General features: G+C 34.0%; 10 protein-coding genes. 5 read left to right on the top strand and 5 right to left on the bottom strand.

All coding sequences use genetic code 11. The annotated features are described in order from the left end of the window. Positions 1–222 precede the first annotated feature (222 nt). From ABTV69_RS00915 to ABTV69_RS00905, 3 genes are read left to right on the top strand one after another with little or no spacing between them, the layout of a single operon-like run. Positions 223–3,468, top strand: coding sequence for a SusC/RagA family TonB-linked outer membrane protein (locus tag ABTV69_RS00915; protein WP_433833434.1), 3,246 nt, complete (start codon positions 223–225; stop codon positions 3,466–3,468). A gap of 17 nt (positions 3,469–3,485) precedes the next feature. After that, positions 3,486–5,288 (top strand): RagB/SusD family nutrient uptake outer membrane protein, encoded by a 1,803-nt coding sequence (locus ABTV69_RS00910; RefSeq protein ID WP_433833432.1) that lies wholly within the window; start codon positions 3,486–3,488, stop codon positions 5,286–5,288. Between the two features lie 37 nt (positions 5,289–5,325). After that, a complete protein-coding gene (locus ABTV69_RS00905) occupies positions 5,326–6,897 on the top strand; it encodes a DUF5123 domain-containing protein (protein ID WP_433833430.1) in 1,572 nt (523 codons plus the stop codon). Positions 6,898–7,004: 107 nt separating this feature from the next. Here ABTV69_RS00905 and ABTV69_RS00900 read toward each other — a convergent pair whose 3' ends face one another. From ABTV69_RS00900 to ABTV69_RS00885, 4 genes are all read right to left on the bottom strand, one after another. After that, complete coding sequence (locus ABTV69_RS00900) at positions 7,005–7,577, bottom strand: pentapeptide repeat-containing protein (protein ID WP_433833428.1); 573 nt, start codon at positions 7,575–7,577, stop codon at positions 7,005–7,007. 28 nt (positions 7,578–7,605) lie between these two features. Continuing rightward, positions 7,606–7,806 carry a hypothetical protein gene (locus tag ABTV69_RS00895; protein WP_433833426.1) on the bottom strand — a complete coding sequence of 67 codons (201 nt, stop codon included), beginning with the start codon at positions 7,804–7,806 and terminating at the stop codon, positions 7,606–7,608. A gap of 70 nt (positions 7,807–7,876) precedes the next feature. Further along, positions 7,877–8,797, bottom strand: a complete 921-nt coding sequence (locus ABTV69_RS00890) for a helix-turn-helix domain-containing protein (RefSeq protein WP_433833424.1) — start codon at positions 8,795–8,797, stop codon at positions 7,877–7,879. Between the two features lie 2 nt (positions 8,798–8,799). Further along, a complete protein-coding gene (locus ABTV69_RS00885; RefSeq protein ID WP_433833422.1) occupies positions 8,800–9,363 on the bottom strand; it encodes a DUF6642 family protein in 564 nt (187 codons plus the stop codon). 174 nt (positions 9,364–9,537) lie between these two features. Between ABTV69_RS00885 and ABTV69_RS00880 the strand changes: the two genes are divergently transcribed. Beyond that, positions 9,538–10,143, top strand: coding sequence for a nucleosidase (locus ABTV69_RS00880; protein WP_433833420.1), 606 nt, complete (start codon positions 9,538–9,540; stop codon positions 10,141–10,143). 43 nt (positions 10,144–10,186) lie between these two features. On the opposite strand, the gene ABTV69_RS00875 is transcribed toward ABTV69_RS00880, so the two are convergent. Then, positions 10,187–10,513: a hypothetical protein gene (locus ABTV69_RS00875; RefSeq protein ID WP_433833418.1), complete on the bottom strand. Its 327-nt coding sequence runs from the start codon at positions 10,511–10,513 to the stop codon at positions 10,187–10,189. Positions 10,514–10,750: 237 nt separating this feature from the next. Between ABTV69_RS00875 and ABTV69_RS00870 the strand changes: the two genes are divergently transcribed. Continuing rightward, positions 10,751–14,875, top strand: a complete 4,125-nt coding sequence (locus ABTV69_RS00870; protein WP_433833416.1) for a hybrid sensor histidine kinase/response regulator transcription factor — start codon at positions 10,751–10,753, stop codon at positions 14,873–14,875. The last annotated feature ends 25 nt before the right edge of the window (positions 14,876–14,900 follow it).

The raw sequence follows: 14,900 nt of genomic DNA, 5'->3' as shown, positions 1-14,900 counted from the left end.
AAATATCTATGTTTGTGTAATCGATTACAACTTTATTTTCATTCTTCGAAATCGATTAAGTAAAAAGAGAAGAAATAGAGCAGGAATAAAGCTTTAGTGAAGAGATAAATAAAGTACTGTTAAAATAAAACCACAAAAATTAACTAAAAAATGAATTGAAAGTAACCACAAAAAACCACTTAAACCAAAAAGAAAAAACATTAATAACTTAAACAATCAACCATGAACTTTAAAGAACTATTAAACAAAGGAGCAAATTTTTGCTTTAAACTTGTTTTCTTACTGTGCTTATTGATCGGTAGTCAAGTACACGCACAGGGCACAACGATAGAGGGAACCGTGAAGGATGCTGCGGGACTTTCTCTTCCTGGGGTAAACGTCTTAGAAAAAGGAACTAAGAACGGAACTTCTACCGATTTTGACGGGCATTTTAAATTAAAGCTGACTAATCCAAAAGCGATTTTAAGCTTTTCTTTTATCGGATTTAAAACCATCGATGTGTCTGCCGACGGAAAAACCAAGGTAAATGCAACCATGACTGAAGATTCTAATAGCTTAAATGAAGTTGTTGTAATTGGATATGGAACTGCTAAAAAATCTGATTTAACAGGAGCTGTATCTACTATTTCAGGTACAGATTTGAAAAAAGTTCCAGTGGCAAATGTCGCTGAGGCTTTAACAGGTAGAATTGCTGGGGTACAAGTAACTTCATCAGAAGGTTCTCCAGATGCTGATATTAGAATTAGAGTTCGTGGCGGTGGTTCGCTTACTCAAGATTCTTCGCCTCTTATTATTGTAGATGGTTTTCCTATCAATAATATGAATGATATTTCTTCATCTGATATTGATACGATGACTGTATTAAAAGATGCTGCTTCGACTGCAATCTACGGATCACGTGGTGCAAATGGAGTAATTTTGATTACGACAAAAAGCGGAAAAGATGGAAAAATGGCAGTAAACTTCAATATGTTTTACGGTATGAAGCAGATGGCCAATGAAATTGATGTTTTGTCGCCAGAAGATTATACTAAATGGCAATACGAATATGCTTTGCTTTCTCAAAGCGGTACAAAAGTGCCAACTAATCCAGATTCATACACTAAATATTTTGGGAATTGGGAGGATCATGACATGTACAAAGGTCTAAAAGGAGATGATTGGCAAAAACAAATTTTTGGACGTACAGGCGAAGTGCAAAGCCGCGATTTAGGAATTAGAGGAGGAACAGATAAGCTTAATTATAACTTCAATTATGCGCATTTTGATGAAAAGGCTATTATGGTCGGCTCAAACTATAAAAGAAATAACTTGTCATTGGCTTTAAAAAGCAAAATAACTGATAAGATTGATGTGGCTTTTACTATGCGTTATTCAGATACTGAAATTGAGGGTGCGGGAGTAAATGAGCAAAACGAAAAATCTTCATCAGACTCACGTATGCGTACCATTGTGGGGTATGCACCACTTCCAGTTGCTGGTCTAACTTCAGGAGATGTAGCTGGAGATGGATCTGATGTATTGATCAATCCTTTTACTGCTATACGCGATGCTGACCGTGAACAACTTCGTAAGAACTTCAATATGCTTGGAAGTTTTGGATGGGAAATAGTTGATAATTTAAAATTGAAAGTAGATTTAGGTTTGGATAATTATAGTAATCTAGATTATCGTTTTTATGGACCAAGTACTTATTATGTAAATAATGCGCCAATCGCTACATTACAAGGTTTGCCTGCTATGATTATGGCAGATGGTAAAGAGAAACGTTTTAGAAATGCTAATACATTAAATTACGATTTCAAAAAAATAATGGGAGACGATCACCACTTAACTGCTCTTGTAGGGGAGGAAAGTATCACGTATACCACAAATACAGTAACAAGCACGATACATGGATATCCTAGTTTCTTTGATTTTGAAAAAGCAAAAACACTTACGACACAAGGTGTTCCTCAAGCAATAGATAATTATTACAGCCCTGATGATAGATTATTATCTTTCTTCGGACGTGCAAATTATGATTATAAAAACCGTTATATTCTTTCGGCTACGTTTCGTGCAGACGGATCTAGTAAATTTTTAGACCAGAATCGTTGGGGATATTTCCCGGCTTTTGCAGCAGGATGGAAAATGTCTGAAGAGAATTGGTTAAAAAATAAAACTTGGATAAGTCTTTTAAAATTAAGAGCAAGTTATGGTGAAGCGGGTAATAATAATATCCCTGTTGGACAGCAAATTCAAATTTTCCAATCGACACCAACAACATGGATTAACGGAGTTACCAGTGTTTGGGCGCCTTCTAAAACAATGCCTAATCCTGACTTGAAATGGGAAACAACAGTTACTCAAAATATTGGTTTAGATTTTGCATTTTTCAAGAATCGCTTGAGTGGTAATTTTGATTACTATATTAACAAAACGAGTGATTTATTAATCAATTTTCCAGTTTCAGGAGTTGGATATGATTTCCAATACCGTAACATGGGACAAACACAAAATTCAGGTATTGAGGCTACTATAAACGTAGTGGCTATTGAAAAAGCGAAATACGGATTGAGTTTTTCATTCAATATGGCAGTAAACAAAAACCGTATTAACTCATTAGGTGTTATGAGTGATTTTGGACAAGGAACAGGATGGGCTTCTTCACAAATTGGAAATGATTATCTTATCGCAGTTGGTTCTTCATTAGGAAGTATGTACGGTTATAGAAATGATGGAAGATATGAAGTTTCAGACTTTGATTATGTGGGAGGAAAATATGTTTTAAAAAGCGGTGTAGTGAATACTTCTACTTCTCTAGTGGGTGACGGAAGCTCTCTTAAACCTGGAGACATGAAATTAAAAGATATAAATGGAGATGGTAAAGTAGATGTTAACGATCAAACAGTGATTGGAAATTATAACCCTAAAAGTTCAGGAGGTTTTGTTATTAATGGTAATGCTTATGGCTTTGACTTAATGGCGGCATTTAACTGGAGTATTGGTAATGATGTTTACAACGCTGATAAAATTGAATTTTCGACAGCTAACGCTTCATCAGAATATAAAAACTTAAATTCTACAATGGCTGACGGAAAAAGATGGACAAACTTGGATCCTGCAACAGGCCAGTTGGTAACAGACAATCCACAAGCTTTAGCAGCGCTTAATGCTAATACAACTATGTGGTCTCCATACATGAGATCTGCTATATTTACAGATTGGGCAGCTGAAGACGCATCGTTTTTAAGATTGAATACTTTAACATTAGGGTATACTACACCTGAAATGTTTACATCTAAACTAGGAATTTCTAAATTGAGATTTTATCTAACGGCAAGCAATGTTTTTGTTTGGACTAACTATTCTGGTTCTGATCCAGAGGTTTCTACGAAAAGAAAAAATCCACTTACGCCAGGGGTTGATTCAAGCCCTTATCCAAGAAGCAGACAAATGATTTTTGGGATGAATCTTAATTTCTAATTTAAACGATTACAAAAATGAAACATAAAATAATAATAGCGGGATTGATTATTGCGGGTTTATTTAGTTCTTGCCAGCAATTTGAAGATGATTACCTTGATACACCTGCAAAGTCTACATTAGATACCCCTTTGATATTTTCAAATGTGCAACTTGCTAAAGGAGCTGTTGATGGAATTAAAGTGCCATTTGCTGAAACTAACTCATACAGAGGAAGATTTTTACCTTATTACGGACTTAATACTGACGTAGAATGGTTTGCTGCTTCACAAACGGCAGGAGATAAAGCAGATCTTTGCGTTTATGATCCTAAGCCAACCAATACCGAAATGAATACTACAAATAATGCTTACGCAATGATGTATCAAGGTATTGAGCGTGCCAATATTTGTATTCAAGGTATGCGTCAATATGGAAACCCTGTGGCTGGTAGCGAAATGGGGCAGTTATTAGGAGAGGCTTTAACTCTTAGAGCGATTTATTATGCTGATTTACTTAAAACTTGGGGAGATGTTCCAGCTCGTTTTGAGCCTATAACGACTGCAACTTTATATTTGCCTAAATCTAGTAGAGATGTTATTTACAAACAAATTATTGCAGATTTAGGAGAAGCATCAACATTGGTTGCGTGGCCAAATGCGACTTCTTATACTAGTACAGTAGAACATGTTAACAAAGCATTTGTAAAAGGATTCAGAGCACGTTTGGCTTTGGCTGCAAGTGGCTTTCAACAATATCCTGATGGAGTAAGAAGAAGTAATGATCCAGAGCTTTCAGTTGCTTCTATGTATGCATTGGCATTAAAAGAATCTCGTGAAGTAATTCAAAGTGGTTCAGCTCGTTTAGAATCTACTTTTGAAGGATTATGGAGAAAATACAACGAAGAAGTTACTACAGCCGGAGGAGAATCTCTATGGGAACTTCCTTTTTCTGACGGACGTGGTAGAATGTTGTTTACGTTTGCTGTAAAACATACTGCTGCTGCAGATCAATTTCAAGCTAATGGTGCTAACCGTGGAGGTGTAGCTGGACCATTGCCATTTGTTTTCTACGATTACGATCAAGCAGATACTCGTAGAGATGTTACATGCGTGCCTTATAAATATGGTGCAGCAGTTAATGGAATTGCAAAACAAGAATTAGGTTCTTTAGATACGTGGTACTTTGGTAAATATCGTTACGAATGGATGAAACGTTATGTGACATCTACAAATGATGATGGTGTTAATAAAATGTATATGCGTTATGCTGAGGTACTTCTTATCGCTGCTGAAACTGCAAACGAATTAGAAGGACCAAGTGCAGCAGCTCCTTATTTAAAAGAAATACGTAGAAGATCATTTGCATCAGCTAATCAGGCTGTAAAGGTTGACGCTTACGTAGATGCTTTAACTAGTAAAGAAGCAATGTTTAATGCTCTTGTTTTAGAGAATAAATATGAATTTACAGGAGAAATGGAGCGTAAGCAAGCGCTTATACGTTGGAACTTGCTTAAAGCTAAATTAGACGAAGCAAAACAAAAAATGACAGAACTATCAGCTCGCTCAGGACAGTATGCTGATGTGCCAGCAACTTTGTATTATAAATATAAAGCGGATAATGTAAGTTTAGATATCTATGGACTTAATCGTGGAGAAACTACAAATCCTGGAGTATTATATTCATCTACTTCATGGACTTGGACAGGAACAGCAGCTGATACTAAAATCGCTTCGTTGTACAAACCAGGTGTTAATCCTGACAATAGACAATTCTGGCCAATATGGCAAGTGTTTATTGATGCAAGTAATAACCAGCTGAAAAATGATTACGGTTACTAAAATCTTTCAAAAAACTAATAATAAATTAGAAGTTATTATGATGAAAACAATAAATATATTTAAAGGATTAATAGCCGTATTGTTTCTTTCGATTGCTGTTTCAAGCTGCGAAAGTTATAATGAAGCGTTATTAGACGGTATAGGAAATACAAGAGAATTTTCTCCAATTGGACTTAAAGCTACCATTAGAAATAAAACTACAGTTGAATTGAATTGGACAGTTAAAAAAGGGGAAAATGCAGATCATTTTGTAGTAGAATTTAGCGCAGATGATCCTAGTTTTAGTACAATTTATAAAACTATAAATGTCGCACCAACAGAACTTCCTGTTCAAGTGGCACTAGAAGGAGAAACAACTTATTCTATTAGGGTAAAATCTGTTACTTCAGGATTAGAAGATTCTAAATGGTCTGTTATAACTGCAACAACATTATCAGAACAAATAATGTTCCCAGTTCAAGATGCAGATATTGAAGCAACTCAAGTTACATTAAGATGGATTCCAAATAGCGCTGTAACACAAATTACGGCTATGCCTGGAAATATTGTGCATACCATTACACCTGCTGAAAAAACAGCTGGAGCTGCTACTTTAACAGGCTTAACACCAGAAACTGCTTATACGGCAACTTTATTAAATGGCACCAAGAAAAGAGGTGATGCAACATTTACAACAGGAATAGATATTGGAACAGGAATATTAGTAAAATTAGGAGATGATATTCTTCAAAAAATTGCTAGCGCGCCTTCTGGATCTGTTTTAGTTTTCATGCCTGGTGATTATACAGGTCAAACAGGAACTATCGCAGTAAATAAAACTTTAACATTAAGAGGTTTGAGACCTGGCGATAAACCAAAACTTAAATTTAACTTTACACTAGGGAATAATCCAAGTAATGCAAGTGAGCTGGTTAGTTTCTCTTTAGTAGACATAGATTTAAGTGGTGCAGGAACAACTGGTGGCGCAATTACAATTGGAACAGCAGGTACAACAAATTTAGGAGATGTTTTAATTAGCGGCAGTTATGTTCATGATTTCCCATCTCAACTAATTTACGGAAATACAGCGGCAAGATTAAAATCGTTCACTGTAGATAATAGTATTGTTGAAAATGTAAATACGAATGCAGGTGCTGATTTTATCGATTTCCGAACTACTTATGTGGCAAGTGTTTCTTTAACAAAAAGTACATTCGATACTTGTTCTTCTCGTGATTTCATACGTTTAGATGCGGCAACAGGATTGTCAGGAACAGGTTTAACAAGCAATGTTACAATTGATGCGTGTACAATTTATGCGCCTACACTTCCAGCTGCAAGTAGAATCTTGTATGTGCGTTTTGTTTCAAATGTATTAGCTGTGCGTAATACAATATTAAATGTGGGGTCGGCAGTTTATACAAATACTACAGCAACAGCTGCGCCGACGTTCTCAAATAATAATAATTTCAATTCGCCTAATTTACAGGTTACAACGAGTAACAATAGACCAGATGCTTCTGCAACTGTACTAGATCCTCAATTTACTAATGCGCCAAGCGGTGATTTCACAATTAAAAATCAAACATTAATTGATAGAAAAGTGGGAGATCCTCGTTGGATTAAATAAAAATCGTGGTTGATTAAATAGGAAAAGCGGGATGCAATTAAGTTTGCAATCCCGCTTTTCAATTTTAGTTACAGTTTCAGTTTTCAGTCACGTAAGAAACTAAAAACTTATTCAATAGATAAATCAAATTTTTGAAGCAATCCTGCAAGTGCCGCATGCGAAACCTTTGTTCCTTTAATTTTATTTTCTGATGGATCAAATGCATAATTTCTAGAAGTTCTGAAATCGGTTTTTTCTAGAATGCTTTCCACGAAAGTGGCACCAGAAAGCTCGCAATTTTTAAAAACAGCTAGGGACAAATCGGTGTTGGAGAAATCTGTTTCTTTTAAAAAGCAATCTATGAAATTGGTCTTTTTTAGCTTTTTATAAATAAAAGTGGAATAGTCCAAAATGCAATCTTGAAAATTCATCGAAAACAAAAAACTATTGCAGGCACTAAAATCTAATCCCATTAATTTACAGCCAATAAATTGAATGTTTTTCAAACCAGTATTTCGTAAAGTTGCCAAAGAAAGATTACAGTTTTTGAAAGTGCAATCCAGAAAGTCATTATGGCTTAAATCGCTTTTTGAGAAATTGCAGTTAATGAATTCGCAGTTGACAAATTCGGTATTGGCTAAACTTTGTTCCGAATAATCGATTGTTTCAAAAGATCGGTTTTGGTATAATTTTGATTCCATTAAAAATTTTTAAAAGGCTTGTAAAGGTTTATTCTAATTCGATACAATCGAAAATGGTATTGTTTTGAAGCAGTTCGGCAACATTTAATTCGCTGTCTACTCGTAAAATGTTGTCACAATCTTCAAGGTCGAAATTCCACTGAGATTCTGGCAATAATTGATTTAATAATACAGAAGCCGATTCGAATTTAATCTGATTATCTACGGAAGTTTTAAAAACATAAATCATAATTTGCATTTTTGAGGAAGCAAATTTCTGAAAAACACTCACATATTTGTTAGGATTCTATAATCAATAATTAGGACTTATCAATCATTTTTCGATATCGAATAGGAGAAATTCCTTCTGCTTTTTTAAAAAATCTGCTAAAGTAAGATTGATCCTCAAAGCCTACTTGCGTTGCGATTTCACCTACAGAAAGCGTTGTTTGAAACAATAAATATTTGGCTTCTAGCAATATGTTTTCGTCAATCCATTTTACGGCAGATTTGCCTGTTACAGTCTTTACACATTTGTTTAAATGGTTTGGAGTGACATTTAGCAGCGAAGAATAATAATTAACCTGATGCTGGGTTTTGATATGATCATGAATCAATTCTTTGAACTTTCCGGTAATTGCTTCCGCTGCCGAAATGCTTTTAGAACTTTTTACAGCATTTTTATTCATTTCATAAAACAACGTAATCAGATACGATTGCACAATATTCAAATCGGTAACAGTTGTTTCTGAATATTCCTTTTTCAATCGTTCTAATATATTGGTAATTGGTGTAATTTCTTCAGGTCCAAGTTTGATTTTTGGATTTCCTGAAATTTTTAGAAAATCAAAATCATTTAGTAGTTCACGGCTTCCATATTTCCGAATTAAAATATCAGGATGAAACTGGCAAATGTATCCGCTGTGTATATTATTCACATTATCAAGCGAAAAAATCTGACCAGCCGGAACCATAATCATTTCATTATCGGTCGTGATATATTCCTGATAGCCCAATTTCATAATATGTTGTCCCGAAGAAATAAAAATTAAAGTATGGCAAGAATGTTTAGATGGCGGAACAGGATGCTGCATCTGCATCATCTCTCCAATTTCAAGACAGAAAAAATGTTCAGAATTCGATTTGAAAAGCATGTGAATAGGATTGTCTTCTCCCAAAAACTTCTCTCGAAATCCTTTTAGATTATAGGTTTTTATTTTCTCTGCCTGATTCTTTTTCATTTTTAATAATATAATCTAAAATCAAGCAGTTTGCATAGATTGTAATGTTTGGCATAAAGATCTTCGACAACTTCAATTAAATTATCGTTTTCCTGATACAAACTAAAAAAGGCTTTATCGATAGTACTGCAACTTGCAATTTTATTATAAGTCGATCCATAGCCCGAAATAGCTCGTGCTCCAGTTATATCTAAGAAATATTGTGCTTCTTCTTCGTTTAAATCTAAAACTTTTAGATTGGCAAAATGAATAATTTTGCCTTTCATTTTCCCTTCAAACAATTCTGCAATTTCTTCAATGCTGTAATAATAATCGTGAAGGCAAATGTTATTTTGCTGTCCAGGCATGGCAAGATAAATAATTTCATAATCCTTGAAATTATGATCTTCATACAACAGAATATTCAAGCTCTCTTCTAAACCTTCAATAGTATCGCAAGTTTTATGAATGCTCGAAATGCCTTGGTCAATGGCCAATTCTTCCAGACATTTTACCACATTGGTCGGGGTATGATCGTCTATATCTCGAACGCCTTCTAGGCAGAAAATAAATTTTTCATTATCCATGCAGTTTTCCTTTCTGGGTTTTAAGGATTAAAATTCTGATTCTAACAAAAGTATTTTTTCTGAATTAAAATCCACTATAGAAAGCAGACTTTAACGTGTTTTTTGGATTTTAAATTTAGGTTAGAGCCACGTAAATTTTAAAGCGTATTTTTGTAAACCGAAAATAAATTACGCATGATACAAATTAATCAGATGGCATCTTTTGCCTTCGAAGATATATTATTCTGTTTTGCTCTCGAATCTGAAGCAGCAGAAGTTTTTAAAGGACATAATGTTTTATTTACCGGAATCGGAAAAGTAAACGCCGCTTACGAACTTTCAAAAGCAATTCTAAAGAAAAAGCCTGCTGTAATTATCAATCTTGGATCAGCTGGAAGTAGCTGTTTTCAAAAAGGCGATGTTATTTGCTGTACGAAATTTGTACAAAGAGATATGGATGTTCGCGGTTTAGGATTCGCGCAATTTGAAACACCGCTTTCTGGTTTACCGCCAATTTTAGAATATGGTTTGTTGATGGACAATCTCCAAGAAGGAATTTGTGGAACTGGAGATAACTTCGAAATGGGGCATTGCTCAGACGCGTACAACGTGGTTGATATGGAAGCCTACGCTTTGGCCATGATTGCGATGAAAGAAAATATTCCTTTTTTGAGTTTAAAATACATTTCAGATGGAGCCGATGACAACGCCGCCGAAGATTGGACGGTTCAAGTTCATAAAGCTGCAATCGCTTACGGTAAAATCTTAGGATTGATTGAAGAGACAGAAGCCGTTTCTTAATTGAAGTGGCTTTTTTGCTTTTTAAATCTAGGTTGGATTTGCTTTAATAGATCGTATTTTTCTTGTAGAATTTATATTTTCCATTTTTCATCCTGTAAACACTAAAAGTCTTAGTATTTGGTCTTTTTGAAATTGAATCTCCTATTTTTAAGTCAAAATTATCTTTAAATGTAGAATCAATTCTCAATCCATTTTTTAAATAAAACTCGGTTGTTCTTAGTTGCCAATTATTTCGTTTTATAATAATACTGTTTACCTCTACTTGTATAAATTTTTTATTCAATTGAATATTATATACAATAAATACGGTTACTCCAGAAACAACAATAAATAGTGGTATTAAGTTCTTTTTAAATTTTAAAGTTTTCATTGTTTCTTAGTTGCTTAATTCTAGTATTGAAACAAATATAAATTAAAATTGAATCTATTAAAGCTTAGATATTTTCCTTTAAAATAAAAATTACCTCAAAAAGTACATCTACACCCCTTAAAAAGAAAAAACTCCCACCTCTTTTTTTCTTATAAGCGCTATTTTGCAACACATTCGATTGATTTTTTTCATAGGTTTATTGCAATTAAATTATTCGGATTTTATTAAATTTCGTTTATGCAGCACATCAGAATCTACTTTTTCAGTTTTATCTTATTTCTTTTTATTCCTTTTGGCTTGAAAGCGCAGGAATCCGATTTGTATTTTGATCATATCAATTACGATACGAGTTTTTCGCAAAGTATGATTTCGAGTATTCATCAGACTCAAAAAGGATTTATTTGGATCGGAACTGCAAACGGTTTGATTAGTTATGATGGTTATGATTTCTTGCGATATGTTTACAACAAAGACATCCTCAATAGTATCAGCAACAATCACGTGAATGTGATTTTAGAAGACAATCAGAGACAAATCTGGATCGGAACTAATAACGGACTTAATCTTTTCAATAAAAATGAAAGAAGCTTTTTACGTGTTGACGTTCAAAAAATAAAAGGCGGAAGAAATTATATTTCCTCCATTATTCAAGACGACCAAAACCGAATATGGATTGGAACTTTTGGCGGAATTAAAAAATTGAACAAACAAAAATATTTATTAGAAGAAATCTCCAACGATCATAATTCTCCTTTTAGAAAAAGCAGGGTTTTGTCTTTGTTTTATGATAAAAATTATGGTGTTTTGGTCGGAACTTCTAAAGGTTTAGAGTGTTTTGATCCTAAAAATGGTTCGAAAAAAACATTACCAAAAGCATTAATAGAAAACGAATCTTTACTAAAATCCAAAATCTGGAAAATCATTAAAGAAAAAAACGGCGATTTGTGGTTTGCGACTGAAGCAAATGGCGTTTTTCGTTTTGATGTGGATAAAAATTCAGTCACTAATTTTCTGCTGAATACAAGTAACAGAAAAAGTTTATCTTCTAATTGGGTAAACGATATTGTTGAAGTTGACAATAATACGATTTGGTTTGCAACCAAAAATGGTTTGTGTGTTTACAAAAAAGACAAAAACGAATTCACCAAATATGGACATAATCCGCTGCAGAATTACAGTCTTTCAGACGATGATGTAAAATGCTTCTTGAAAGATCGTCATAACGATATTTGGATTGGAACAAACGGTGGCGGTGTCAATTTTTTCCAAAAAACAAATACCAATTTTACCAATGTACGAGAAGTTGTAAAACCCAATTTCGGATTAAATAATGCCACAGTAAATGCGGTTTCCAAAGAAAATGATGGTTCGATTTGGGTCGGAACAAACGGCGGCGGTTTAAATTATCTTGATTTTAAAAATAATAAAAGCGCTTCGTATTTTATTGAAGGTTACGATTTTGACAAAAGCATCAATATGATTACGGCTTTGGTCAATCAGAATGAACAGAATTTATTTTGTGGAACTTTCAACGGATTGTTCAAATTCAATAAAAGCAGTAAATCGTTTCAATTTATTTCGCTTTCGCGGAAGGATTCCAAAGAACGCGAACGTCCAATTACTTCGTTAGTAATGGATCAAGACGATCTTTGGGTTGGAACAAACGGCAATGGGTTAAAGAAAGTATTGCCCGATGGAACGGTCGAAATTTACATGGCAGATGGAAGTTCTAATTCACTCAGCGATAATTTTATTACTGATATCGCCAACAGAAAAGATGGACTTTGGATTGCTACGCAATATGGTTTGAACTATTTTGATAAAAAACTAAAGCAAGTTACGAGAGTTTTCAAAGCCGGACCAAAAAGTGGTTTATCCAACAACAGTTTGACTGTCTTGTTTACCGATTCGAAAAACAGATTTTGGGTTGGCGCAGAAAGTGGCGGCGTGAATATTTTTGATGAAAAGAAAGGACGTTTCTTCGAAATCAACCGTTCGATGGGGTTTACAGACGAAACTATCAAAAGTATTTCAGAAGATGCACAAGGAAATATTTGGATCAGCGACAATAATCTGCTTTACAAGATTAAAACCAAAAGTGTAAAATCAGTTCTAAATATTAAGGATTTCGAAATCACTTCTTTTTCCTCAAAAGATGGTTTGAAAGTGAAACAATTTTCAACCAATTGCAGTTCAAATTTAAATGCTAAAGAGCTTGTTTTTGGATGTTCAAACGGTTTAATTGTTTTCAATCCTTCAAAATTGATTAAAACCAAAGACAAATCGCCAATTGTCTTAACAAAATTGATCGTCAATAATGAAGAAATTAGACCTGGAAATAAAGTGGTTTCTTTAGAAAAACGAATCAGCGAAACGACAGAAATCACTTTAAAACACGATCAAGGTTATATTGGTTTGGAGTTTAGTGCAATGAATTTTATTTCGCCAGAAAAAAGTGAATATGCCTATAAATTAGAAAGTTCGTTCAATAAAGATGAATGGCATGTGATAGGTTCTCAGCATTATATCAATTTAACGAACTTGAATTCGGGAACTTATACGCTGAAAATCAAAACTTCGAATGGAGGAGGAGAATGGAATCCGACGATTAAAACCTTAAAAATTATTATGCTGCCACCGTGGTGGAAAACGTGGTGGGCGTATTTGTTTTACATCGTTTTATTGGCGGGTGCTTCCGTTTTATTGTTCCGTTTTTTTAGAAATCGAGAATTACTAAAACAAGCCTATTATTTGGAACAAGTCGAAAAAGAAAGACAGGAGGAGCTGTATAAAATGAAACTGGATTTCTTTACGAATGTTTCACACGAAATTAGAACACCTTTGACTTTAATCAGTGGGCCAGTTGAAGAACTTTTAAGCAACGCTGAAAAAGGTTCGAATCTCGAGCATAAACTGAAAACCATTAAAAGCAATTCGGATCGATTACTGAAATTGGTCAACGAATTAATGGATTTTAGAAAAGCCGAAAAAGGAAGTATGAAAATCTATTGTGAACAGCAAGATATTGTTTCATTTTGTTTTGATATTTACGAGTCGTTTCGCGGAATTGCGGTGGAGAAAAAGATCGATTATAAATTCGTGCTGAACATCAATACCGCTTTGATTTATTTCGATAAAAATCAAATGGAAAAAGTGATTTATAATCTGCTTTCGAATGCCTTTAAATTTACGAGTAAAGGTGGTAAAATTACTTTGGCAGTGGAACAAAAAGATAATTCTGATTTTATTGAAATTAAAGTAAAAGACAACGGAATCGGAATTCCAGATAACAGAAAAAAGAAAATTTTCAAAAACTTTTTTCAGCTTGATGATCGCGGAAGTGCAAATTTGGGAAGTGGAATTGGTTTAGCACTTAGTAAAAGTATTGTAGAATTGCATCATGGGGAAATTAAAGTTCAGACTGAAGAAGATCCGAATTTCAATACCATTTTTACGATTAAGTTAAAGAAAGGAAAAGACCATTTTAAAAAATCTCAAATTGTTGAAAATGCGATTTCAGTAAACGAAAATGCTAATCCGATTTCTGATGTAAAAACAGAAATTGACATTTACGAACCAGAATATCTGGAAGACGAAAGCGGTAAAAAAACGGTTTTGGTTATTGATGATAATGAAGAAGTCTTGTCGTTTATTTTTGACGTTCTGCACGCCGATTACAGAGTGCTGAAATTTACGAATGGATTAAGCGCTTTGGAATATATGGATTCTGAAATTCCAGATTTAATTGTCAGCGACGTCATGATGCCGGAAATGGATGGTTTTGAATTGTGTAAAATTTTAAAAACAAGTTTAAATACAAACCATATTCCAGTGGTTTTATTGACGGCAAAATCCTCTACTATAAATAGAATTGAAGGACTTTCAACAGGAGCGGATGCTTATATCTCGAAACCTTTCAGTATCGAAGAATTAAAGCTGACGATTGCCAACCTATTATCGGCTAAAGAAATAATGCGCCAAAAATATGGTGAAGGATTTATTGCCGCTGTAGAAGAAGAAAACATAAATACGCCAGAAGGCATCTTTTTAAAGAAATTGACTCAGATTATTGAAGACAATCTCGATAACACAGATTTTGATGTAAACGACTTAGTTAGCGAAATTGGCATGAGCCGAACTGTACTTTATAAAAAAGTGCAATCCTTAACGAATCATTCTGTTGCAGGTTTTATCAAAAATATGCGATTGAAGAAAGCAGCAAGTCTCTTGGCAAATACTAGTTATTCAGTTGGCGAGGTAACGTATATGGTCGGTTTTAATGATCGAAAACACTTTAGTAAAGAATTCAAGAAATTCTACAACCTTTCACCGTCTGAATATAAAAGTTCTCACGTGAATTAACTGCAAAGCACATTTTTTTTTAGCC

The organism is Flavobacterium anhuiense, assembly GCF_050990855.1.
GTDB lineage: Bacteria > Bacteroidota > Bacteroidia > Flavobacteriales > Flavobacteriaceae > Flavobacterium > Flavobacterium anhuiense_C.
The sequence above is the reverse complement of the archived record's forward strand: the minus strand, read 5'-3'. Positions and strand labels throughout refer to the sequence as shown.

Bases quoted from the DNA above. Each gene is read 5' to 3' on its own strand.
- ABTV69_RS00915 (WP_433833434.1), top strand. From the start codon at position 223: ATGAACTTTAAAGAACTATTAAACAAAGGAGCAAATTTTTGCTTTAAA.
- ABTV69_RS00910 (WP_433833432.1), top strand. From the start codon at position 3,486: ATGAAACATAAAATAATAATAGCGGGATTGATTATTGCGGGTTTATTT.
- ABTV69_RS00905 (WP_433833430.1), top strand. From the start codon at position 5,326: ATGATGAAAACAATAAATATATTTAAAGGATTAATAGCCGTATTGTTT.
- ABTV69_RS00900 (WP_433833428.1), bottom strand. From the start codon at position 7,577: ATGGAATCAAAATTATACCAAAACCGATCTTTTGAAACAATCGATTAT.
- ABTV69_RS00895 (WP_433833426.1), bottom strand. From the start codon at position 7,806: ATGATTTATGTTTTTAAAACTTCCGTAGATAATCAGATTAAATTCGAA.
- ABTV69_RS00890 (WP_433833424.1), bottom strand. From the start codon at position 8,797: ATGAAAAAGAATCAGGCAGAGAAAATAAAAACCTATAATCTAAAAGGA.
- ABTV69_RS00885 (WP_433833422.1), bottom strand. From the start codon at position 9,363: ATGGATAATGAAAAATTTATTTTCTGCCTAGAAGGCGTTCGAGATATA.
- ABTV69_RS00880 (WP_433833420.1), top strand. From the start codon at position 9,538: ATGATACAAATTAATCAGATGGCATCTTTTGCCTTCGAAGATATATTA.
- ABTV69_RS00875 (WP_433833418.1), bottom strand. From the start codon at position 10,513: ATGAAAACTTTAAAATTTAAAAAGAACTTAATACCACTATTTATTGTT.
- ABTV69_RS00870 (WP_433833416.1), top strand. From the start codon at position 10,751: ATGCAGCACATCAGAATCTACTTTTTCAGTTTTATCTTATTTCTTTTT.